At 50.8% G+C, this 23,814-nt stretch carries 18 protein-coding genes; 12 read left to right on the top strand and 6 right to left on the bottom strand.

What is annotated here, in order from left to right; all coding sequences use genetic code 11:
- Positions 1 to 25: 25 nt before the first annotated feature.
- On the bottom strand, positions 26 to 892 hold the full coding sequence (gene trxA / locus IYN85_RS16940; protein WP_196160100.1) for a thioredoxin: 867 nt from the start codon (positions 890 to 892) through the stop codon (positions 26 to 28).
- Positions 893 to 1,056: 164 nt separating this feature from the next.
- Between trxA and IYN85_RS16935 the strand changes: the two genes are divergently transcribed.
- On the top strand, positions 1,057 to 3,990 hold the full coding sequence (locus IYN85_RS16935; protein ID WP_196160099.1) for an insulinase family protein: 2,934 nt from the start codon (positions 1,057 to 1,059) through the stop codon (positions 3,988 to 3,990).
- A gap of 88 nt (positions 3,991 to 4,078) precedes the next feature.
- Here IYN85_RS16935 and IYN85_RS16930 read toward each other — a convergent pair whose 3' ends face one another.
- Positions 4,079 to 5,086: a HAMP domain-containing sensor histidine kinase gene (locus IYN85_RS16930; protein ID WP_196160098.1), complete on the bottom strand. Its 1,008-nt coding sequence runs from the start codon at positions 5,084 to 5,086 to the stop codon at positions 4,079 to 4,081.
- A 119-nt stretch (positions 5,087 to 5,205) separates the two neighbouring features.
- Between IYN85_RS16930 and IYN85_RS16925 the strand changes: the two genes are divergently transcribed.
- The 5 genes from IYN85_RS16925 to IYN85_RS16905 all read left to right on the top strand — a co-directional run bounded on the left by IYN85_RS16925 (position 5,206) and on the right by IYN85_RS16905 (position 10,235).
- Positions 5,206 to 5,670, top strand: coding sequence for a chemotaxis protein CheX (locus tag IYN85_RS16925; protein ID WP_196160097.1), 465 nt, complete (start codon positions 5,206 to 5,208; stop codon positions 5,668 to 5,670).
- A 55-nt stretch (positions 5,671 to 5,725) separates the two neighbouring features.
- Positions 5,726 to 6,499, top strand: coding sequence for a deoxyribose-phosphate aldolase (deoC, locus tag IYN85_RS16920; protein WP_196160096.1), 774 nt, complete (start codon positions 5,726 to 5,728; stop codon positions 6,497 to 6,499).
- A 21-nt stretch (positions 6,500 to 6,520) separates the two neighbouring features.
- Positions 6,521 to 7,834 carry a thymidine phosphorylase gene (deoA, locus tag IYN85_RS16915; RefSeq protein ID WP_196160095.1) on the top strand — a complete coding sequence of 438 codons (1,314 nt, stop codon included), beginning with the start codon at positions 6,521 to 6,523 and terminating at the stop codon, positions 7,832 to 7,834.
- A 16-nt stretch (positions 7,835 to 7,850) separates the two neighbouring features.
- Positions 7,851 to 9,089: a phosphopentomutase gene (locus IYN85_RS16910; RefSeq protein WP_196160094.1), complete on the top strand. Its 1,239-nt coding sequence runs from the start codon at positions 7,851 to 7,853 to the stop codon at positions 9,087 to 9,089.
- A gap of 135 nt (positions 9,090 to 9,224) precedes the next feature.
- Positions 9,225 to 10,235 carry a pirin family protein gene (locus tag IYN85_RS16905; protein ID WP_196160093.1) on the top strand — a complete coding sequence of 337 codons (1,011 nt, stop codon included), beginning with the start codon at positions 9,225 to 9,227 and terminating at the stop codon, positions 10,233 to 10,235.
- Positions 10,236 to 10,261: 26 nt separating this feature from the next.
- Here the strand turns inward: IYN85_RS16905 and IYN85_RS16900 are convergent, their stop codons facing one another.
- The 4 genes from IYN85_RS16900 to IYN85_RS16885 all read right to left on the bottom strand — a co-directional run bounded on the left by IYN85_RS16900 (position 10,262) and on the right by IYN85_RS16885 (position 15,736).
- Complete coding sequence (locus IYN85_RS16900; RefSeq protein ID WP_196160092.1) at positions 10,262 to 11,656, bottom strand: MATE family efflux transporter; 1,395 nt, start codon at positions 11,654 to 11,656, stop codon at positions 10,262 to 10,264.
- A 5-nt stretch (positions 11,657 to 11,661) separates the two neighbouring features.
- The gene (locus IYN85_RS16895; RefSeq protein ID WP_196160091.1) at positions 11,662 to 12,747 is read right to left on the bottom strand and encodes a phosphotransferase enzyme family protein; all 1,086 of its coding nucleotides are present in this window, start codon (positions 12,745 to 12,747) and stop codon (positions 11,662 to 11,664) included.
- Positions 12,748 to 12,860: 113 nt separating this feature from the next.
- Positions 12,861 to 13,595, bottom strand: a complete 735-nt coding sequence (locus tag IYN85_RS16890) for a 2-phosphosulfolactate phosphatase (RefSeq protein WP_196160090.1) — start codon at positions 13,593 to 13,595, stop codon at positions 12,861 to 12,863.
- Between the two features lie 89 nt (positions 13,596 to 13,684).
- Entirely contained in the window at positions 13,685 to 15,736 is a 2,052-nt protein-coding gene (locus tag IYN85_RS16885; RefSeq protein WP_196160089.1) for a DUF2799 domain-containing protein, read from the bottom strand.
- Positions 15,737 to 15,907: 171 nt separating this feature from the next.
- Here IYN85_RS16885 and IYN85_RS16880 point away from each other — a divergent pair, with 171 nt between their 5' ends.
- The 6 genes from IYN85_RS16880 (at position 15,908) to IYN85_RS16855 (ending at position 23,673) form a co-directional block, all read left to right on the top strand.
- Complete coding sequence (locus IYN85_RS16880) at positions 15,908 to 16,321, top strand: VOC family protein (RefSeq protein WP_196160088.1); 414 nt, start codon at positions 15,908 to 15,910, stop codon at positions 16,319 to 16,321.
- The gene (locus IYN85_RS16875) at positions 16,318 to 17,262 is read left to right on the top strand and encodes a glyoxylate/hydroxypyruvate reductase A (protein WP_196160087.1); all 945 of its coding nucleotides are present in this window, start codon (positions 16,318 to 16,320) and stop codon (positions 17,260 to 17,262) included. Before IYN85_RS16880 ends, IYN85_RS16875 begins: the two co-directional genes overlap by 4 nt.
- 857 nt (positions 17,263 to 18,119) lie before the next feature.
- Positions 18,120 to 19,520, top strand: coding sequence for a metallopeptidase TldD-related protein (locus tag IYN85_RS16870; protein WP_196160086.1), 1,401 nt, complete (start codon positions 18,120 to 18,122; stop codon positions 19,518 to 19,520).
- Between the two features lies 1 nt (position 19,521).
- On the top strand, positions 19,522 to 21,099 hold the full coding sequence (locus tag IYN85_RS16865) for a TldD/PmbA family protein (protein WP_196160085.1): 1,578 nt from the start codon (positions 19,522 to 19,524) through the stop codon (positions 21,097 to 21,099).
- A gap of 96 nt (positions 21,100 to 21,195) precedes the next feature.
- Positions 21,196 to 21,798, top strand: coding sequence for a VF530 family DNA-binding protein (locus IYN85_RS16860; protein ID WP_196160084.1), 603 nt, complete (start codon positions 21,196 to 21,198; stop codon positions 21,796 to 21,798).
- A gap of 498 nt (positions 21,799 to 22,296) precedes the next feature.
- The gene (locus tag IYN85_RS16855) at positions 22,297 to 23,673 is read left to right on the top strand and encodes an amidase (protein WP_196160083.1); all 1,377 of its coding nucleotides are present in this window, start codon (positions 22,297 to 22,299) and stop codon (positions 23,671 to 23,673) included.
- The last annotated feature ends 141 nt before the right edge of the window (positions 23,674 to 23,814 follow it).

The following is a 23,814-nucleotide window of genomic DNA, read 5'->3' as shown; positions in this document are numbered from 1 at the left end:
CCAATCACACTGACATGACTGACTGTTAGTACAACAACGTAAACAATTTCCGTTGATATTTAGCGGCTAGAGGGTCGCCCTTGCCTAAGCTGCTGATTATATCCAGCATGGTTTTCCGGGCAGCGCCTTCTTTATAATTTTTATCTCGCTGCAAAACTTCCAGAATAGTTTGCAGTGACTCTTCAATTCGCTCAGCCTGACTCAGTTGAATGGACAACTCGTATTTCAGTTCGAGATTATCCGGATCATCAGCCAACTTTGCCTGCAACTCCAGAATGGCTGGCGTATCTGCCGCTTCCAACATCAGCTCCAATCGAGACATCAGCTCCTTGTAGTGTGGGTGCAGCTGCTGCTCCATGGTAGCGCTCTGCAGCAGGACCTCGGCGTCTTTCACGCGCTTCAGATGCAGATAACAATCGGCCATCATCAGGCCAATCTCATACAATTCACCACTCACAGTATACGCCTCACGCAACAGAACCAGCGCCTCGTCAAACTTCTGTTCAGCGGCTAGCGCCTGTGCTTCGCGTACACCAGCTTCCCAGGGTGCTGGCAAGTGTTGCTGTAAGCGTTCACGAATAGCACTTTCGGGTTCTGCCCCCTGAAAGGCATCAATTGGTTGACCATTCTTAACAATGGCTACGGTAGGTAAACTGCGAATTCCGAATTGCGCCACAATATTCTGTTGTTCATCTGCGTTAATTTTTGCCAGTAGAATTTGACCATTGAACTCATGGGCTAGTTTTTCCAATACCGGAGTCAGCGCTTTGCAGGGTGCGCACCAATCAGCCCAGAAATCCAACAAGACTAGGCGTTGAGAGGATTCCTCGACCATCACCTGCTGAAAATTAGCTTCGGTGACGTCTACAATATTCACGGATGGCTGTTGCATAGATACCTCAATACATTCTTTGCCACCACTATAAGGCCAATTTTGTAAATCTCCAGCCATAACCGCCGTAGCATACAGCGAGGAAGTGCTTCTGGCTGGTGTAACTACCCCACCCTCGGTAAACTAGCCGTTTTTCAATAAGATACATTTTCGAGGATTCAGCTATGAAACGAGGCGTAACGCTCGCCTTAGTGGTCATTTTGGTCGCTACTGCCCTGGGTGCGGGCAGCTACTGGTTAAACAGCAAACAAAAACCAGAGGTAAACCCATCGAACATTGACATCAGCAACTTCGAACAACGTGTCTTTAAAACCGTTACCCTGAAGAATGGCCTGAAAGCCGTTTTGGTTTCCGACCCGAGTTCCGATAAGTCTGCGGCGGCATTAAATGTATTTACCGGTTCTTGGGCAAATCCGACGGACGTGCAGGGGATGGCGCATTTTCTTGAACACATGCTGTTTCTGGGCACGGAGAAGTACCCGGAAGTCGACGGTTACCAAACCTTCATCGAACAGAACGGTGGCAGCGATAACGCCTATACCAGCAACGAGAACACGCTCTACTATTTCGATATTAATGCGGATCAGTTGGAACCGGCGCTGGATCGTTTTTCACAATTCTTTATTGCCCCTTTATTTGACCCTGAATTTTCGGAACGTGAGCAGAACGCGGTGCATTCTGAGTATTCCGCGTCGCTGCAGAATGACGAGCGTCGTATCGAAGATGTCATCCGCGAACTGGTGTCAGCCCAACACCCAGCCTCGAAACTGGCCATCGGTAACCTGGTCACGTTAAACGCTCCCGATATTCGGGATCGTTTACAGGCTTTTTTCCGCCAATATTATGTGGCCGGAAACATGTCCGTCGCGCTTGTCGGTCCACAGGATATCGCAACACTGGAAGCGATGGTGGAAACCTATTTCTCGGGTATTCGAGATGTTGACTCCGATGAACAGCGCTATCTGCAACCGATATTTGATTCGAACACCCTACCGATGCTGGTCGAAATAAAACCACGTCGTGAAATGCGCCGTTTGGAGTTCCGTTTCCCAATATCCGGAACAGCTGATCAACTCGACTTAAAACCCCACCAATATGTTAGACATTTGCTCGGTCATGAGTCGACAGGCTCCTTACTGTCGGTACTGAAAGAAAAAGGTTGGGCTGAGAATCTGATGGCAGGCGGCAGCGAAGTGACACACTCTAATACAACCTTTGATATTCAGATCGAATTAACCCCTGACGGACTGAAAAACTGGCAAGCCGTTGCAGAACTCCTATTCAGCGAGATAGAACTGATTAGCACCGAAGGCGTACAACCGTGGATATTCGAAGAACAAAAAAACATCAATCAGATCTCTTTCCAATTCGCCGAAAAAGTCGCACCAGCATCGACTGCTGTAAGACTGGCTGAACGCTTGCGCTATTACCCTGCTCAGCAAATTTTGTCTGGCCCTTATCATTTAGGGGAGTTTCAGGCGGACCCTATTCAGCAGATTTTGGCACAGTTGAAACCCGACAACGCCCTGGTTGTTTTGGTCCATCCGGATGCCAAAACCAAGCAGGAAAGTGAATACTACAATACCCCATACACAACTTCTGCCTTAACTGGAAACGCCGTCGCGAGCTGGCGCAACCCATCCCAAACAGCAGAGTTAAAATTACCGGAACCTAACCCTTTTGTACCAACAGAGCTGACCGTTCAACCGCTCGAACGTGAAGAGTCGATTCTATACAAGTACAACCCACAATTAGTCGCCACCGGGGACAATCGAGTTGTTTGGTTCGAACAGGACGATGAATTCAAAACACCAAAGACGGACATCAACCTGTTGTTAGAATCCAACATCGGCAATGAATCGGTTGCCAATGCCGTTGCGTTGAACCTGTACATAGAATTGGTTAACGATGCCTTGAATGAAGTTCGCTACCAAGCCGGATTAGCCGGTTCCGGCTATGGCATCAGTCTGACGGATCGGGGCGTTCAAATTCGCCTGTATGGGTATCAGAACAAACTGGGGCTCCTATTGGATACACTGATCCTGGAACTGGTTGAGCACCGCATTGAACCGGAACGTTTCGCCATTAAGCGGGAAGAATATTTGCGACGGTTACGCAATGGCAGTGAAGACCCAGTCATCAATCAGGTCATCCGCCGCGTAAACGAATGGATGGTGTCCAATAGTTTCAGTTTGAGTGACCAAATCAAAGCCGTGGAAAAGCTCAACGCGCAACAGCTGCTGGACGTGCGAACGGGGTTACTGACCAACGCCAAGCTGACCATGTTAATCCACGGCAACATGCTCGAAGCTCAGGCCAAAACGCTGGCGGATAGAGTCGATGCCGTCATCCCACAACAGGGAACTCAGTCGGCCTATCGCAAGATTGCCAAGATCGACAATAAGAATTACATAGACCGGATGAATATTGATCATGCGGACTCTGCGTTCCTGCAATTTCACCAGGGTCTGAATTCAAGCTTACGCGAGCGTGCACTTTACGCTTTATTGGCTGAAGCGATGAGTGCGCCCTACTTTGCCGAATTGCGTACCAAAGAACAGTTAGGTTATATCGTCCTGGCTCGTGCTTATCCGATGGATGGCATGCCCGGGCTGATTCTGTATGTGCAATCACCAACAACAGACCCCGCTTTGTTGCAACTTTACTCTGATCGATTCCTCAGTCGATACGCCCAAGCGATTTCGGACATGAACGAACCCACATTTGAGGCGTACAAGCAGGGACTGGTAACCACATTAACGGAACCGGATAAAAACCTGTTCGAGTTGAGCAGCCGTTACTGGAGTAACATTTTGGAAAACAACAGTCATTTTAATACCCGATTACGGATCGCCAATGAGGTCGATAAAATCAGTCTGGATGGTTTCAGGCGGTTTTATAACAATCGCATTCTTGGAGACGAACGTCATTCACTGACAATTCATCAAATAGGAAAGGGAATGGGCGAAGATTACAGTGAACACGAAGAAAACATTATCGGTTTTTACCCAATCGACACGCCAAAAAATTGGCCGAAGGAGATCAAGTGGATAACACCAACCTTCAACAATCTGAAGGCCGTTAAGGTCGCGGATTAAAGCTAAAAAAGCCCCTTTTCAGGGGCTTTTTTTAATTATTGCGCTAATAAATGACGAGTTTTGACGCTCGCCAGATAAGTTGCCAGCGTCAGTTATAGGTCATCTCGTCATGTCGATCCGCCTCTTCTGGGTTTCTCGGCAGTACCACCAGCACTTCAACACCCCGGGCGCTGTTATCAATATCAATCGTGCCATTCAGCATTTGAGCCATACGCCGAGCGACTACGAAAGACAAACCAGGACCGACTTCCTGCCCATCTTCGATAATAGACACATATTCGGTCATCAGATGCTTAAGTTGTTGTTCCGAAAACTGACGGCCATCAATGCTGAAACCAATGCGTAACGCATCCCCCATTTCGGCATCCAAATATCCGATCAAATGCAAATGCAGCACCGTGTTTTCGTTCATGCGCAGCAATGCTTGAACGACACGGCTTAACAGATTGTCAATCCAATTCAGATCAGAATACAAGGGAATCTGATCTTCCGGGTTGTCCAACTTGATTTTTATTTTACGCATTTTGGCAAGAGCCGACCAACCTTCACTCAAGGTGTTCAATTCCTTAATGAAATCGAGTTCATCTCGAACCGGAATTTCGGATTTTAATTCCAGTTTCGCCAGCGCTTGTAAATCAGCGGCATATCGCTTCATGCCTTCGGCACGGGTTCGGATAAGCCCGAGTGCTTCCTCGTCTGTGTTTTCCGTCAGTTCAACAATTTCATTCATCACGTGGTCCAGTGCCTGCGCCATATTGCGTAACGAATGGTCTTTCTCCTGTGTCGAATTCAACACGATCCGTCGAATCTCACCGGATTTTTTCGCGTCATATTCGAAACGATCAATTTTCAGTTGATGTTCCTGTACCAAACGTTTGGTCCGACTGTGTTGTTTATTCACTTCTGCCACATGGAGTTGCGATTGATTGATGGCCATCAGGCTCACGGCCGCTGCTGCAACTAACAATACTATTAAGCCAACCCACAACGGCAACATTAGACTTTGGAAAGTCAAATAACCCACCAGACTCAAAGCCAACAACCAAAGTACGACACTGACCACCACATACTGTTTTAACCGGGACCGGTAATTCACCCAATATTCTCCACAAAAAAAAATAGCTCGGATTGAGCTGAAATCAATCGATGTTTGAACCCGGCATTTTGCCAGATTTAAACTAACTTTAGCAGTAACTCATCGAAACTTTGAAAATTATGGATGTTGGTATTATCAACCCGTTTCTGGAAGCCACGTTGGATGTGACCAACAGCATGGCCCAGTTAACCGCGGTTATAGGTGCGCCTGCACTGAAGCATGGCAAAATCGCGCAGGGTGAAGTCACCGGCTATATAGAACTGAATGGACCTCTGTACATTGGCTCGTTAGCCATTTCGTTCAGTAAAGCAGCTCTTCTGCTGATTTATGAGCGTATGCTTGGTGAAAACCTGAGCGAGTTGGACGATTCAACGGTCGACCTGGTCGGGGAAATCACCAATATGGTATGTGGCGGCGCCAAAAGACGTCTTGCCGAAAAGGGCTATCAATTCAGTCTGTCACGCCCGAAACTGTTGACCGGTCAGCAACATGAAATCCAGCATCAGGGCCCAGGGCCTGTAATTACGCTTCCGTTACGACTCGGTGACGGCGAAATGTTCATCGAAGTCTGCTTAAATCATTGAGTTAAATATGGTAAGCCCCTAGAATACTGAAAAAACTGACCTAACGGACAAGAATATGACAAAGTTACAAGAAGAAGCCCGCCTGGCATTGTCTCTAATGGATCTGACATCTCTCAATGAGGATGATACAGCCGCAGTCATCAGCCAACTGTGCGCTCAGGCAAATACCCCTGAAGGTTCGCCTGCTGCAGTATGCGTTTATCCTGCGTTTATCAGTACAGCTCGCAAAGCTCTGGCACAATTAGGCCTGCATGGCGTAAAAGTGGCGACCGTAACAAACTTCCCGCATGGCTCTACCGATATTGACCGCGCCGTTGCGGAAACCAAATCGGCTGTTGCCGAAGGCGCCCATGAGGTAGACGTCGTATTTCCGTATCGGGCACTGATGGACGGTGATACAACAACCGGACACGATCTTGTGGCCCAATGCAAGCAAGCCTGTGGCGATGCCGTTCTACTGAAAGTGATTATCGAAAGCGGTGAATTAAACAGTGACGAGTTGATTAGACAAGCGTCTGATATCTCGATCGCCGCTGGTGCCGATTTTATTAAAACCAGTACCGGTAAAGTACCGGTTAACGCGACGCCAGAAGCCGCCCGCATCATGTTAAGCGCAATTAAAGACAGCGGTAAAGACGTTGGTTTCAAGGCGGCGGGTGGCGTCCGCAACGCAGAAGATGCGGCACTGTATCTGGATATCGCGCGCACCATCATGGGTGAAGACTGGGTCAACACCGACCATTTCCGCTTCGGCGCCAGCAGTTTATTGAATAATTTACTGGCAGCATTGGGCCACGGCTCTGAATCCAGCAACGGCGGCCAATACTAAGCCACTAATAAGGACAACAATATGTTTTTGCCACAAGAAATTATCCGCAAGAAACGCAATGGGCTGGTACTGTCAACGGCCGAAATACAATGGTTCGTACAGGGTATATACGACAATTCGGTCACTGAAGGCCAAATCGGCGCCTTTGCGATGGCTATTTTTTTCAAGGGTATGAGCATCGATGAACGCGTTGCTCTGACACTGGCCATGCGTGACTCGGGTACCGTAATGACCTGGTCAGACCTCGACGGTCCGGTCGTAGATAAACACAGTACAGGCGGTGTCGGCGATGTCGTCAGCCTGATGTTGGGTCCTATGGTGGCCGCCTGTGGTGCATTTGTACCGATGATTTCCGGTCGTGGCCTGGGCCACACCGGCGGCACGCTCGACAAGTTCGAAAGCATCCCCGGCTATGACCCCTATCCATCACCAGAATTGTTTAAGAAAATCGTTAAAGACATCGGTGTGGCCATTATTGGACAAACCGGCAACCTGGCGCCTGCTGATAAGCGGTTCTATGGCATTCGGGATGTCACAGCCACCGTTGAAAGCATTGACCTGATTACCGCCTCCATCTTGTCTAAAAAACTGGCCGCAGGTCTCGACGCCTTGGTCATGGACGTCAAAGTGGGTGATGGCGCCTTCATGCCCACCTATGAAGACAGTAAGGCCCTGGCCGAAAGCATTGTGCAGGTCGCCAATGGTGCCGGCACCCAAACAACCGCCCTGCTGACCGATATGAACCAGGTCTTGGCGCGTTCCGCAGGTAATGCCGTGGAAGTTCGCGAAGCGGTGCGCTATTTGACCGGTGAATACCGAGACGAAGCCCTACACGAAGTCACGATGGCCTTATGCGCAGAAATGCTGTGTTCCGCGAAACTGGCGACCGACTTAACCGATGCCCGACAGCAGCTGCAAACAGCCTTGGACAGTGGTCTGGCATTGACTAAATTTTCGCAAATGGTCACAGCTTTGGGTGGTCCAGAAGATTTTGTCGAAAAAATGGACACCTACCTGCCCAAAGCACCGTTGGTTATTGACTTACCGGCACCGGCATCCGGCATCATCAGCAAGATTCATACGCGTGAAATCGGTCTTGCCGTGGTGCAGTTGGGTGGTGGCCGGTCGCGTGCAGATCAGCAGATCGACCATGCAGTGGGATTGGATCAGATCGTCAAACTGGGCGAAACCGTGACACAAGGCAGCCCATTGCTGCAGGTTCACGTTCAGTCACAGAAACAATACGACGAGGTCAAAGCCCGTTTACTGGAGGCGTTTGAAATTTCAGATTCCGCACCCACGTCTCCTACACCGGTTTATGAAACCGTACGCTAACAACGAGGTTCTGGTTATGAAACGTGTTCACATTATGGTCCTGGACTCCTTCGGGATTGGTGCCAGTGACGACGCCGAAAAATTCGGTGATGTCGGGGCCAATACACTTGGTCACATTGCCGAACAATGCGCACTGGGCAACGCCGATATCGGCCGGTCTGGTCCACTCACGCTGCCGAACCTGACTCGATTAGGCTTGATTAATGCGGCGACTGAAAGCGCGGGCAATGTCGTTCCGGCGGGGCTAAGCGAAACGCAACAGCCCATTGGCAGTTACGGCTTTGCTGAAGAATTATCTTCCGGCAAAGACACACCCAGCGGTCACTGGGAAATTGCCGGAGTACCGGTGTTATTCGACTGGGGTTATTTTGAGCAGAAAGAAAACTCCTTCCCCGAGGAGTTGCTGCAAGCGTTTATTGAGCGGGCCAAAGTGCCCGGCATACTGGGAAACTGTCACAGCTCGGGGACTGAAATTCTGAAACAGCTTGGCGAAGAACACATGGCCACTGGCAAGCCCATTGTTTACACCTCCGCTGACAGTGTTTTTCAGATTGCCTGCCACGAAGACACTTTTGGTCTGGATCGGCTCTATGAGTTATGTGCCATCGCCCGTGAGCTGGTGAATGAGTACAACATTGGCCGTGTTATTGCCCGCCCCTTCATTGGCCAAGGCGCGTCAAGTTTTGAACGTACCGGAAACCGTAAAGACCTCGCCGTACAGCCACCGTCCACTACCGTTCTGCAAAAATTGGCAGACGCAGAAGGTCACGTCATTTCCGTCGGTAAAATTGCGGACATATACGCGCACACCGGCATCACCGAAAAGCACAAGGCGACAGGTTTGCCAGCGCTGTTCGACAAAACGCTGGAGGTCATCAACACCGCGAAAGACCGTAGTATTGTGTTCACCAACTTTGTAGACTTTGACTCCAGCTACGGGCATCGTCGCGATGTTGCCGGTTACGCCGCCGCTCTGGAGTATTTTGACTCCAGACTACCAGAGCTACTGGATGCTGTCGCAGAGGATGACCTGGTCATCTTCACGGCTGACCATGGTTGCGATCCGACCTGGCCGGGTTCCGACCATACCCGCGAGCACATACCGGTATTGGTCTATTGTAAAAATCGTCAACCGGCTAACCTTGGACTGCGCCATTCGTTCGCGGACATTGGTCAGTCGATCGCCGATTATTTTGGACTTGATGCCATGGATTACGGCACCAGCTTCCTTGCCCAAATGCCCAAAATCGCCTGAGCGACATCACCTAAAGGGAGGTAACGCCGTTACCTTCCCTTCATTCAGCGGCACTGACACTTTTGTTGAAAACATTTGAACGATACCGTTCACGTACAACGGTTATACTGTGTGCTCATTGAGCTGGAGTGCATTATGTCTGCCATCAACGAAATTTTTGATCTGGGTTTTCCGTGGCAAACGCTGGACCCATTTTTATTCTGCGTCTATCACAAAGACGATTACCCAAAAGCTAACGGACAATTCGGTCCAGCTGCGTCGTTGAGTGGTCGTAATATTGGTCAGGATTTCCAAATGGTCAATGGCTGGAACATGTACCATGGTGACCGTATACCCGGATTCCCGGCACATCCCCATCGTGGTTTTGAAACGATAACTGTCGTTAACGAAGGGCTGGTGGATCACGCTGATTCGCTGGGTGCCGCCGGACGCTACGGGGGGGGCGATACCCAATGGATGACAGCAGGCAAAGGCGTGCAGCACTCCGAAATGTTTCCTCTGTTGAACACGGAACAGGATAATCCTTTGGTCCTGTTTCAGATCTGGATTAACCTTCCTGCCCGCAACAAAATGGTCGAACCGCATTTCGCGATGCTCTGGAATGAACAGATTCCACTGGTCGAATGCCCTGATGAGCAGGGAAATATCACCACTGTAAAAGTCATCGCCGGTGAGTTTAATGGTCAACAGGCACCCAAGCCACCACCAGAATCCTGGGCTGCCGAGTCGAATCATCATGTTGCGGTCTGGAATATAAAAATGCCAGCGAATGCAACGTTTGAATTACCGGCTACCGCCGCTGATGTAAATCGAATTGTGTATTTTTATCGCGGCGACCAGGTTCAGCTTGAATCGCAAGTTATGTCAGAAAAACAGGGGGCTCATCTGGTGTCAGACCAGGCCGTCGTCATCCGCAGTGGGGAACTGCCGTGCGAACTGCTGCTGTTGCAAGGCAAACCCATTGCCGAACCGGTCGTGCAATATGGTCCCTTTGTGATGAACACCGAACAGGAGATTCATCAGGCATTTGCAGACTACCGAAAAGATCAATTTGGGGGTTGGCCATGGCCGGATGCCGATCAGGTGCATAAAGACGCAGAAGGTCGATTTGCGAAACACGCAGATGGCCGACTCGAAACCAAATAGCAACCTGAAATCAATAAGCCAGCGGTTCAGCGTTTGATCACCTGATTCAGCCAGAGGTATTGGCGCATGCGCCGCACAAACAATGCCGCTTTAAACGCTTCCTCTATCGAAATACCCACAAACGCGCCAATCATGCCGAGCTGGAAATACACACCTAACAGCCAAGCTAACGGCGCACCACAGACCGCAAAACTGAGCAAGGTAATGTGCATTACCGCGGCGGCATCGCCACCGGCGCGCAATAAACCGGGAATAACCGCATTGACGGCGGTGAAAAACAGACTGCCGGCCAATATCCAAGTACACACATAGGCCAGCTGTTCGGTTTCGGGTGTTATCGCGTACAGAGCCAACAACGGTTTGGCAAAAACGATCAGCAGCAACGCTGGTATTGTCATGATCGTCATACCCACCACAATGGCAATCAAAGCGGTGGCCTTGGCCCGCTGAAACTGCCCTGCCCCGAGCAAATGACCTATGCGGACGGCGGTAGCGGTTTGCAATCCGCCAATGGGCAGCATAAACAGGGATTTTAACGTTCTGACAATGGTATAAGCGGCGTAGGCGAGCGCACCTATTGCGTTCATTAATACGGTGTAAAACACCCGAGCCCCCTGCCAGTAAAAACCGTCGACGGAGTTCGGATAACCCAATTTAAAAATGTGCCACTGTGTTGCGCGGTACCCGCCAAACAGACGGCGCAAACTCAGCTCAATACCATTGTCCTTCTGCCGTGCGATCCAGAATAAAGTCATGCCTTGTGCGGTGGCGGCAATTAAGGTGGCGATGGCGGCGCCCTGAAACCCCAAGGGAGTAAATAACGGTGCCCAAAGGCCGGGAAAACCCATTCCGAATATCAAGACATAGTTTAAAACGAAATTTACCACGTTAAAGGCGATGGCTATCTTTACCGGTGTTTTGGTATCACCAACCGCATTCAGGGCAGCAGTCAGTAACTGTCCCAGCAACATAAAGGGCATGGCAAAGGCCACCAGGCGCAAGTAGAGAGTTGCTTGTTGCGGCACCAGAGAGCGCGCTGTTTCTGGTTTGAAAACATCTGTTGTCAGTAACCCGACCAAAGGCTCACCAAAGAAAAACAGAATCGCACCGAGTATCAGGCCGGCAACCAAGCCGATCTGCACCATAGCCAGCGCACTTTCGTCAATCGCTTGGGGGTGGCCCGCACCTTTGTACTGCGCGATCAGAACACTTCCGCCAATGGACATGGCAGCCATTAACAGAAACAGAAAGCTCAACAGTTGCTGAGCGTTGCCGAGGGCAGAAATGGATAGCTCGCCAAGCTGGCCGATCATCAGCGCATCCACAAAACCCATCAGGTTCATTAAGACGCCCTGCACCATGATAGGCACCGCCAGCGTCACAATGGGCATGGCCAGACGTCGTGAAAATAACCGCTTCATCAACATCACGTTTGCAAGTACTCATCGATCGCGACGCGTAATCCATCGACAGTTTCCTGGAGATGAGTGAGTTGATAAGAGAACCAATCCGCGTGCGCCAAACACTCTTCTTCGCTGTTGGACAGGTTAAAAAAACGCACGGTAAACAACGGTAACGCTTTGGCGAACACTGGCAATAGGGCTATTTCTTTGTCGGGCAATTCATTGTGCTTACGGTATTCATCAATCATAAACGCCATGGCTTCACGCACCACCTGTGCTGACTGTTCGGTCGTTGGCTTCTGGCCCGAAGACGACGGCTTAAAACCGAACAACTGGGGACAAATGTAGGTCCACATGATGGAACGGCTGGCCCAGTAAAAATCTACCAGGCGATAATCCCGGCGGATGAAATCGAAATCAACGATGCCGCTGTATGATTGTTTGTCTTCGCTGAAAATCAGATTAAAACAATGCAAATCTCCGTGAATATACGCCTGCTGCAATTGCGATAAATCGACCTGTTGCAGATCTGCGGTCAAGTCATCCGCCACGGTCAGCAATTCGGCGACCAACGGCCGCATTTTCTTCACGGAGACACGCCCCGACGTATCGTCGTCAAGTTGCTGACTCAGATTCAACAACCAGGCTTTCGCCGCATCGATATCCAACGCATTTAGCCGTTTGTTGTCGAAAGGAGGTTTAAAGTTCTTAGTTGCACGATGATATTCAGCCATTGCACGCATGGTTTCACGGGCTAACGAGGGTGACAGGTTTTCTTCCCAGGTCGGTGTATAGCCATTCATGAATTCGCTCATGATGTAATAATGGCCATCGTATTTCAGGTATGGGTCGCCTTTAGCCGTAGGCACCAGAGCCGGGCAAGGAACGTTCTGTTTATTCAAGAATTCGATAAGTGCCGCTTCATTGGCAACCAGCTCTTCGGTGTTGTTTTTAAAACAATTCTTAACGACAAATTTGCCTTCTGCAGTGGTGATAATGTAGACCTCGTTGGCCAGGCCAAAATAATTGAGAATGACGTTTTCAGTTGGACGTTTGCCAAAGTGTTCTAGAACGAATTGAAGTCTGCGTTGAACGGGTTCACCGGCCATAATCTGCTACCACTGCCTACTGCGAATCAATGGATAGTAAAAGCTGATCTATCATTCGCAAGTGGATTTTATGACGGACAGGATTCTGGCGATGTTGTGAATTGTGCCGGCCATTAAAAGCGGGACTGTCGGATGGCCTGATAACTGCCCTGCACCAGTTTCGGCGCCACGGCATCTACGTTTTCTTCACACGCCATCAGAACATCTTCTTCAAAGCCGCGCTGCACCAACTCGCGACCGGATACAGTGTTATGCATACGCTGACCAACCTCACCCACAACACTTAAATAGGCCATTTCCGCGACCGCGGCTTCCGGGGAGCGTTCTCCATCCAACTCATTAATGATGGCACCGGCGCCAACCAGATCTTCCCATGCGGGTCGCAAACTATCATCCTCCCAGCGCTCCCCAGTAGGAATGACACCGATCGTTGACCCTAAGTGCATCGCAGCCGCGGCAACGGTACGGGCGTTACGCAGACATCCGGCCAACACCGGTGTATTGCCAGCCATTAACGACAAGGTTGCGCCATTGGGCGATGGTAAGACTATATTCTCGCCGCTGCTCAGGTTTTGCATGGACAGTGGCGACAGACAAACCTGATCGGAATCCGGCTGCCATTGACTGCGTTTTACGGCCAAACGGGCATTGTTTTCTTTCGCCAGTTCCGTGGCACTGTCTGAGTCCAACGCACAAGGATACACCTTTACACCTTTTGCACAGGCGATACTGACACAAGTGGAAAATGACAGAACATCGACGATAATCAGAACATCGCATTCATCGCGCAATTTCGCGACACCATGATGCCCCCATTCACAACGAACATCGAAGAGCGATTGTTTCATGGTGCCGTATCCTTTGGTTGACGTCGTGTGATGAACTTGACCCTAGTTTAACCCAGTGAACAAGCCTGTAAAGTCTGGCGTGGAGAGCGTCACGAACCCAACGCAGCCAATTCTTTTTCGATTTCTTCCAACCGCGCTTCGTTCGTCAACAGCGTCTGTTGCAAGGTTAGGCGTTCTTGCTTCAGACGGCGTATGGTTGACGATGATAAGCCGCTGCCAGCCAGCAACAGATCAATTTCCTGAATGCGAGCCGTCGCTAACGGTTGCTGCTCAAGAAGAGTTAACTTTTCCAACCTCAATTGATCAATGCGATCCTGTTTCTGACGCCGACTTTCACCATCGCTGTAGCCACGAAAGTACTCACGATGTGTGGTCCGTGAACAGGCCTCACTGGCCGCCACGCCCGCTAAAGCCATGTCGTATCCGCGTTCGACAGTACACCAGCTGAGTAAGCCGCGACTCAAGCCGTTTCGGTAGGACGAGGTATCCGGCGCAATCTCGAACCGAGGACAATTCAAAATCCTGAGTTGACTGCTCAACCCTTGCGCACCATGCTGCTTACCTAATTGCAGCCAATCATCGGTCAGGCACTGCAAATGCGCTTTCTGCAATTGACTGTCCGCGACCAACGCTTGCTCCTCTTTGGTCAACGCCGCAATTTCGTTAATAATTGTCAACCGTTGCGCACGGGTCAGACCGCTCTGATTCAAATCGTTGGTCAGCAGGTCGATCTCTTGCTGCATGTTCGCCAGCACCTTTTCCGATTGAGCAACCTCAACGGTAAGCAGCCGTTTCAGTTCAGTGCGTTGATAGGCCCGGTAGGCCGGCAGGTATCCGTCGAGAAAATCAGCTTCTGTACGCCGCGGACAGACATTGGCGTATTCAAGACCCTGAGCACCGACCTGTTGGCCGTTCGCTGCCGTGCAGTAATTGACCAACCCTAACTCATAACCGATGCGGAACTGTTCAGTATCCACCCGCAAACCATAGGCCTGACAACTCAGACTGTCGTTTTCATATACTGCGCCCTGTTCCCCAGCCTCAAAACCAATGGCTTGCCAATCCGCAATATAACAGTTCAACTCTGTCGCTGTTTCTTTCAGGTTTACCTGTTGTCGGGTCAGATCCAAACGAACACGATTTAGTTCGCGGGTCAGAGTCAGCTTCTGTTGACTGGTCAGGTCGGTTCGCTGCAATTCATTCTCCAGCCTAGCTTGCTCCTGCTCTAGCGCAGGTAGACTTTGTTCCAAGGTGTCGCGACGCATTTTCAGTCCGGCAACGGTAACCTTTGCGTTGTAATCCCGCAGTCCCTGCTCGTAACCCGCTTCGATATTTCGTTTGCCGGCACCCTGACAAAGATTGGACGGTGACCGCCCTCTTAAACCCAGGGCTTCACCTGTGGCAAAGGTACAATAGCGCTGAATACCCTCTGACTGCCCCTTGATGTATTCAGACTGACTGGGCAGTGGATGGTAGGTGTCGCATTGACGAACATGGCGCTTGTAGGTTGCACCGCTGCGACCGGCCAGACCATCGGTCAATCCTGCGGAATACCAGTCGCCGGAAGCACACGCTAGTTTGCCCAGGGCGGCCAGGGTGGATAACTCAGTGTTTTGAATCCGACCATTGAGATCATCGACGCTTTGCTGAGCGCTTGATTTCTGTTCGTCGCCAACGGCGCCATAAAGTGTCGCCGTCGCGCTTATCAATTCGTTTTCCAGGCTGGCAACATCACGCTCGCCTCGTTTAATTGCCTGCTCTGCGTCGCTGATGTCTCGTTTGAGTCGGTATTCCTGATATCCCCGTTCATACGCGGCAGCAAAGGCACTCTGCATATCCGTCGGGCAAACCGTCGGTAAACTGCGGCCTTTCAGTCCCTGTTGATAACCGTTGTCGGGTTGGCAAAACCGGCGAATGCCCTGTTCATGACCGATTTGATACTGATTTTGATCGATGCTTATGTCGTGTTTCGCACACATGGCGACATAGTTAGACACTCGGTTGGCAGTGTACCCAGCTTGCCCGTCCTGCACCCCCATCTGAAACCAATCCGCATTCACACAGTCTTTTTTTGACAAGCTGGAACAGCCCGTCACAAACAGACAACACACAACAACAGCAACAGTAATCGAACGAGACATCGTAGTTCCTACTTCTTACGAGACAATCAGCATAGGTTATACGCCAACGGTGAGTAACATTGACCCCAAACGTAAGGGATTGTAACTGAATATCACCTTAAGATGACATTGACATCTGCCTTGGTCAGGGCATTCTAGCGGAATCTATCTCTGTTCTGGATACTAAAACCCATGTCTTACCCGTTTCATCTCGCCATACATGTCACCAACCTGGATACCACTCGAGCCTTTTACGGCGACCTGCTGGGATGCCAGGAAGGCCGGAGCACAGACACCTGGGTCGATTACGATTTTTTTGGTCATCAATTGTCATTACATCTGGGTAAACCATTCCTGAAATCAAAAACCGGACAGGTCGACGGCGAACTCGTGTCCATGCCTCATTTTGGCGTGGTGTTACCGATGTCACAGTGGCATGCACTGGCCGAGCGTCTGCGTAACGCCGATGTGGTGTTCGAGTATGGACCGACAGTCCGCTTTGCAGGAGAAGCAGGAGAACAGGCGACCATGTTTTTCCGTGATCCGTCCGGCAATCCTTTGGAGATAAAAGGTTTTAACGATGTTAACGGCTTGTTCAGCAAATGAATCCAGTCATCCCTGTTTTTGGCGACCTAACGGACCCTGAACTTCATCATTGGTTGACGGCGTTAGGCAACGCCATACCCGGTGAACGCTTTATGGCGCTCGCCGAAATGACGGCTGAACAAAAACAACGGGCAACCTTTGCCATTGTTGCCAATCCGCACCCGTCGCTACTCCAACAATGCCCTAACCTGATCTGGGTGCAGAGTTTGTGGGCCGGTGTTGAAAAATTGTTGGCCACCTTCCAACAGACGGACATAAAACTGGTTCGGTTAATCGACCCGGGGCTGGCCAATACCATGGCTGAGGCGGTTCTCACCTGGTCGCTGTACCTGCATCGACAAATGCATATCTACCGTCAACAACAACTCAACCACACTTGGCAACCATTGCCATATGTGGCCCCAGAAGATCGCATTGTCACGCTATTGGGGCTGGGTGAATTGGGAAGAGCAGCCGCTGAGAGCCTGATTAAACAGGGCTTTCAGGTTCGGGGATGGAGCCGTCAGGTGAAACAGATTCAAGGTGTCCACTGTTTTCACGGGAGCGAGCAGTTGCAAGCGGCGCTGGATGGCGCGGACATTGCGATATGCTTATTGCCTTTGACACCGCAGACTCAGGGTCTAATCGACACACCACGATTGGGAATGTTGAAACCAGGCGCTTGTCTGATCAATTTTGCGCGAGGCGCGATTGTCGACGACCAGGCATTACTGGCTAGTCTGGAAAGCGGGCATTTGGCTCACGCGGTTCTGGATGTATTTATGACCGAACCGCTGCCTAAAGATCACCCCTACTGGCGGCATCAACAGGTTACCGTTTTACCGCATATCTCCGCCCAAACTCGCGCCGACACTGCCTGCAAGGTGGTGGCGAGAAACATCAGGCAATACCGACGTGACGCGGTCATTTCCGATGCGGTTGATTTTACGCGCGGTTATTAACAGCAAGTCTGGTTCGGTCAAATCAACGCAGTCTCGGTCAATGGCGTTTGAGGGTGTTGCGGAGTCAATGAACGATCTTTTGCAAAGCACCCAGCAACGCCTGTTAAAACTGATCAGCCAGACCTTGTGGGAGCGAAAGTATGTCCATCGCACACACCCTCTATAGGTTCAGGCCACTTGCTGCTGCATGTACTGCCCAATACGACTAACTATTTTGGGTTCATTCATGCCATAGCCGGTAAAAAAAACACTGCGGTACAGTTAAATTAATACCCCAATGGCTTGGGCGGATATACGATCACCATGGCTGCCTTGAAACAATTCAAAAAATGTCGTCCGCATAAAAATTCTGCTGCATTGTCATTAACACCACATGTTCTGAAGTCGGCGATGATTGCAGGCGCTGGGTCATCTGCAGCAACGCTTGGAGCAGCTATTCTGCCGCGTAAACGTCCCGCTTTGGCAGCTGTTTCAACACAATGGCTCTGGCTGTTGTTTTCATGGTACCCCCAAATAACCGCTTTTCGATCCCGTTGAGTTTGCCGCATACCGGCGTAAACGCTATGACACCCGCCGCCATCGGCATGGCAATTCAGCTCACAGAGAATGGCTCTCAATTCCGCTTTTTGAGACCCTGTGGTAGGCTAAACCGCCTCAGGAATCTAAAAGCGGCCATCAACACCAGTGAACGGGTCGCAACAAAAACAGTACACGATTCAGAATTCCGGCTGGCATACCAGCTGCACTAAAACTGTCTGTAATCGGCACACACCAAACTGTTCTCGCCAGATGCTGCGTTTCAGTCGCGTCTTGCGAGCTCAATAACGAAGCAACTGAGACTCATAAGGATGCACTCTATGACGTTAAGTGACCCATCGACTATTGAATCGTTGATTCAGGCGCTGTCGGTTTTTTCTGCCAATCACGCCGATATTCATGGTTGGAAGTTGCGCGCCAAAACCACGGAAGGCCGACAATCGTTGATGATGTCGACCGCCATGAACCAAATTCGGGTCTATCAAGATCGTCGCGTCACTGACAACAGTTATGAGGTTGAGCTGTTTATTCCCACCGCTGATGGTCAGCAAATGGGCACGGCCAAGGGCAGCCTGGATCCCGATTCAGACCTCACCGCTCAACTCACTACCCTGAGCAACAACGCCAAGCTGGCACTGAACCCCTACTTTGAATTGCCCGAGAAACCGACCGCAGATTATCCAGAGATACCCTCAGCTGATCCAAATCTGTTGGAACAACTGGACGCCAGCCATGAGGAGCTTTTGCAGCGTATCCAACAACACTGTCCAGGCTTAACGTCGGTGATCGTTAACAGTGCAGAACTGTACTGCAATCGGCATCATGAGGTTTTGATCACGTCGAAGGGGGTCCGTGCGTCGAAGAATACAACGGACATCTATTTTGAAGTTGCCATGGAAAAAGACCCGGCACCGAATGACCAGGAAGTGCTTAAGTACTGGCATTTTATCAGTCTGCCGGAGGCCGATATTGAACATAAACTGGATGCAGTGGCACAAGAAACCCTGCTGACATTGACAGCGACACTACCCCCGACCCGAGGCAACGCTGCGTTACTGATCGACAGCTACGCCATCAGCAAAATGATGGCTGCGGTCGCCAGTCAGCTCAATGCTCAGGCTGAATATTTTCAGGGTCCACATTTTAAGACCGGTCAACGAGTCACGGCAGGCGACAGCCTCGCTGGATCCGATCAGTTGACCATCGGTCTGGATCCCAAGCTGCCACAGATGGCAAAAAGCACGGCTTACACCGACGAAGGACAAATCGCCCAACCAGCCACGCTGATTGAAAATAATGTAGTCCTTCGGCAAACCATCGACTCCAGAATGGCGCAATATCTCAGTAAAGAAGCGAATCACATTGTCGGCAATCTGGTCGTTAGCGTCGGTTCGGAATCCAGGGAATCCTTGATCAGTGATCGCGAAGAAATCTTTGAAATTCTTGATTTCTCATCGTTACTGGTTAATCCAAGCTCGCTCACCTGGAGCAGTGAAATCAAACTCGGCCTCTGGCATCGTGTCGGTCAACCCTCGCTGGTACTTAAGGGGGGTATCATTTCCGGCAATATCAAAGAAAGCCTGCAAGCGTTCAAATTCAGCAACCAACAGGTTAAACGCAATACGACGGGTGGATATTTCGAGCCAGCAAACGGCTTTGTCGGCCCACAACACATGTTAATTTGGCATGGCGTCAGCATTGCTGGCCAACAGGAGAATTAAGATGAGCACAACCACACTCTTTCATCCAGAATTACCGGTTCGGCTGCAACAGTTACAAAAAGTTTTGAAGCAATGTCAGCAATCGATGGAATCCGGGCGCAGCAGCGAACTCTATGCGTTTGCTTGGTACGAAGAGAAACTTTCCTATGTTGTCGAAGCCGGACGGACCGTTAACACCAGCGAAAGCAAAGACAAGGGCATCGTGTTACGGATTCTGTGCGACGGCGTGCAGTACGAATCCGCCAGTAACAACCTCAAAGAGGAGGCTATTCAGGAACTGGCGGCAGAACTGCGCCGAACTGTCGACGCTAAACATCCGCAAGCCCAGCAAAAATCGTATTTACCTACCACTTGGCATCAGGAACTCGCGGAAGGTCTGCCAACTGAACTCGAGCAACAGATTCCGCCGCACGCGACCCAGGATACACCTGCGCACTTTGCTCCTTCATGCACCATGGACCCAGAAAAAATCACCATTGCAGATTTACTGCAACGCGTGCACGCGTATCGGGATCAAGCCCTCGCTCTGGCCAATCAGGTTAACCCCCAATTGAACGGTGCCAGCTGCCTAGCCGACGTTCAGCTGATGGCTCGTTTCCGAATGACCTACAATATTTTCGTCGATCGTGAAAAAACCATGTCTCAAGCTCTGCCTATAAGTGTTATCGGCGGTGGCGGTGTCACCACAACCGGGCAATCGTTGCGAGTGACCAAAGGTGGCCTTGGGACACTGGAATTGATAGACATGGATGAAGCCGACTTTAACGACATGGCCGTTGTGCCACAGGAATTGTCTTGCGCTGAAAAAATAAAACCGGGGCGATACAAAGTTATTACCGGTCCGGCTATTTCTGGGGTGATCGCGCACGAAGCGTTTGGTCATACTCAGGAAGGGGATACCTGGATGAAAGGACGCAGCATCGCCAGAGACCTGCACGCCAACAAAACACGTGTTGGCAACGAACACGCCACCATCATGAATAACCCGGCGATATTCAGCATGGAAGGCCAACAGGCTGGCTGTAACGGCAGCTATTTTTTTGACAACGAAGGACAGTTGGCACGGCCGCAAACTATTTTGGCCCAGGGCTATCTGTCGACGCCGATGACCGACCTGACCTCGGCGCTCGAATTAAACGCGCCACGCACGGCTAATGGCAAACGAGAAAGCTGGCGACGACCGCTGATGACCCGACAGACCAACACTTATTTCACACCTGGGGATAAAACACTCGAAGAGCTGATCACACTGGTGGATGAAGGCTTCATGGCGGTTGCCCCCCGTGGCGGCATGGAAGACCCAAAAGGCGGCAGCTTAACCGCCGGTGCGGCTTATTTTGAAGAAATCAAAAAAGGTCAGTTAACCGGTCGAAAATTCATCGGCCCGGCAGGCGGTCATATCGAGCTAACCGACTCCGTGTTTGATGTATTGGACCGGATTGAAGCCAAAACCGGTGTCACCCATGCGGACAAGACACCGGCCGTTAAACTGGGGGGCTGTGGTAAGTATCACAAAGAACTGGTAGACGCGGGCGTCGGTGGCCCTTACATTTTGTGGAGCAGCATCAACTGCGGTTAAACCTCGGTGAGCACTCTCCGTACAAGCGAAAATGGGTATGTCCGCTAAACTGATGACGTACATACGCATTGCAACTCTCAGCAGTACAGGATCCTTATGACTGAACAATACTTCAACAACCCACTGCATGGCCTCAAGCTGGAAGCGCTGGTCACCGAACTGGTGGATTTTTATGGCTTCGAGATTCTGGCTGCCGCATTGAATTTCAATTGTTTTAAACTTAATCCGTCCATAAAAGGCAGTGTTAAATTTCTGAAAAAAACGGAATGGGCTCGCCAGAAACTGGAGATATTCTACCTGTATAAATACAAAAACCTGCCCCGCCCGGATGCCAAACAATATGAGCTCCCACCGCGCGATCGTATTATTCCAGCGCATCAGAAACCCAGAGATCCGATTATTTTTGATCTGGATGAACTGTTGGCAGAACAGGCGCTAAAGGCACAACAGGCAAAAGACAGAGCCCGGCACCCTCGCCAGGATGCGCGCGCAGAACGCTCATCCGATACCCGTCCTGCGTCAGCACGAAAACCTAATAAAGAAAAATACGGCGCTCGCGCGGAAGACAAACCAAGACGCCATGTGAACAGCCGTACAGAAAAACCACGAGCACCCCGCTCATCCGACGTACCTCTGAACGATGACAACCCTTGGGCCAGCGCAAAAAAAGTATTCGATGAAAAACAGAAAAAAGACTGACCGACAGCACTACAAACATCGCGAAGACCTAAGCACCTCTGATTAATTCAAATCACGTCGGTATGGTCAGATAAATGACCCAAGCCCTGCGCTAAAATGGCAAATCTCTTTGTTAAGGGCATCTCTAGAAAGTCCATCTGACTCTGGATTTTAGAACGGGATTAGCGGTCCGACGGGTCGGGCGAGGCGAAAATTTGCAAACCTAGCGGGCTAAGTTAAGAATTTCCAACAATGCCATAAGTTCGTTCTTAACTCCCCGCAGGGCGCGGGCTAACAACGCACAACACATCGTTAAACACTTTGAAAAGGACTCGTCATTCCCTTCAGTGTTTGCCTTGTTTTGCACGTTGTTAGCACACGCGCAGAGATTGACGGACTTTTTAGAGATGCCCTTAAGTTCTTTGCCAAGATATTGAATAGTTACTGCAGAACTCACCTTGAAATAACCGAAATTCTGTACCCTGAAGTAGATGACCATTATTCTGAGGAACAACTGACTTGCCCGATCCCACCCATTTAGACGCTTCGCAGATTGCGGCTGCAGTCAACGCTCGGCAATTGAAATGTGTCGACATTATAGATGCGCACCTGAAGCGAATTGAACGGATAAACCCACAGGTCAATGCAATCACCCACACCTTGTCTGAGTCGGCTCTGTCTATGGCTACTGCCATGGATGCCAATCCTGAGTGTAAACCTTTAGCTGGCGTTCCGTTTACCGTAAAAGGCAATATCGATCTGTATGGCAGCCCGACTCATCAGGGCATACCGGCGTTCGCGTCCACAATGCCATTTGCGAACGCGCCCATAGTCGACCGGTTGATCGCCGCCGGCGCGATTCCGATTGCCCGCACCAACCTGCCGGAACTGGCCATGCGACTGTGTACGGATAATCCGTTGTTCGGCGCCACACTTAACCCTTGGAATGAATACCTGACTCCTGGAGGCTCCAGCGGTGGTGATGCGGTTGCCATTGCCACCGGCATGACACCGGTGGGGCTGGGCAATGATACCGGTGGTTCACTGCGCAACCCAGCATACTGTTGCGGAGTTGCAGCTCTGAAACCGACCGTAGGCCGGATGCCGACTGTGCGTTCGACCGGCCCCAAAGACATGGGGTTGGCGATGGAAGTCATGCAAGTGGAAGGTCCTATGGCCCGTTCCGTTGCCGATCTGCGCACGCTGTTTCATGTCATATCCGGTCACCATCCGGGCGATGCCCGGACACAGGACCAGCCGTTGACCGGTCCAGCCTACCAACACAAAGTCGGCTTGGTGTCTGCAGTCCCGGGCGTGACGCTACCCTCGGTCACACAATACGACATTGAGCGAGTCGCCACCCTGCTGACGGACGCAGGCTACGAAGTTGAGTCTGTTGAACTGCCTCAACTGAATGCGGTGAATAACCTCTGGGGAGACCTGCTGGCCACAGACCTTCAGCACACGATACGCACGCTGCAACCAGTACTGTCGCGTCCGGTCCACCTGTTCCTGGCTGACATGGTGCGCGCCTTTGATACGTCACAAACCCGTGAGCAACTGCTGGATCGCAGATCCCATTTGCAATCGTTATGGACCGCACTATTCGAGCGTACGCCTTGCCTGCTAACGCCAACCTGGACGCAACTGCCCTGGCCTGTCGATGCGGATCTGGATCCGATTTACGGCATTCCGCTGTTGCGCGATACTACGGCGACGGTCACACCGGCCAACATTCTTGGTTTTCCTGCAATCGCCCTGCCCACCGGTGTGGCCGATGGCATACCCACCGGAATCCAGATCATGGCACCTTGGTGGCGAGAAGATATCTGCCTGGATATTGCACAGGTCATAGAACGCCATTGCCCAATGCCCACGCCGATCATGCCGAGCTAACAGGCCATTCACCACCATAGAATTTGAGAAATCGATTCATATCTGCCAATCGCCGGTGGCAACAGTAACCCATCCATGGCCTCTGCGGTCCGATTCGCAGCCAATGAAGTCGTGTTTCTGAAAACACCCTTTCCCCGGAAG

This window comes from Reinekea sp. G2M2-21 (assembly GCF_015687175.1).
Lineage (GTDB): Bacteria > Pseudomonadota > Gammaproteobacteria > Pseudomonadales > Natronospirillaceae > Reinekea.
This window is presented reverse-complemented; position numbering and strand designations above follow the sequence as displayed.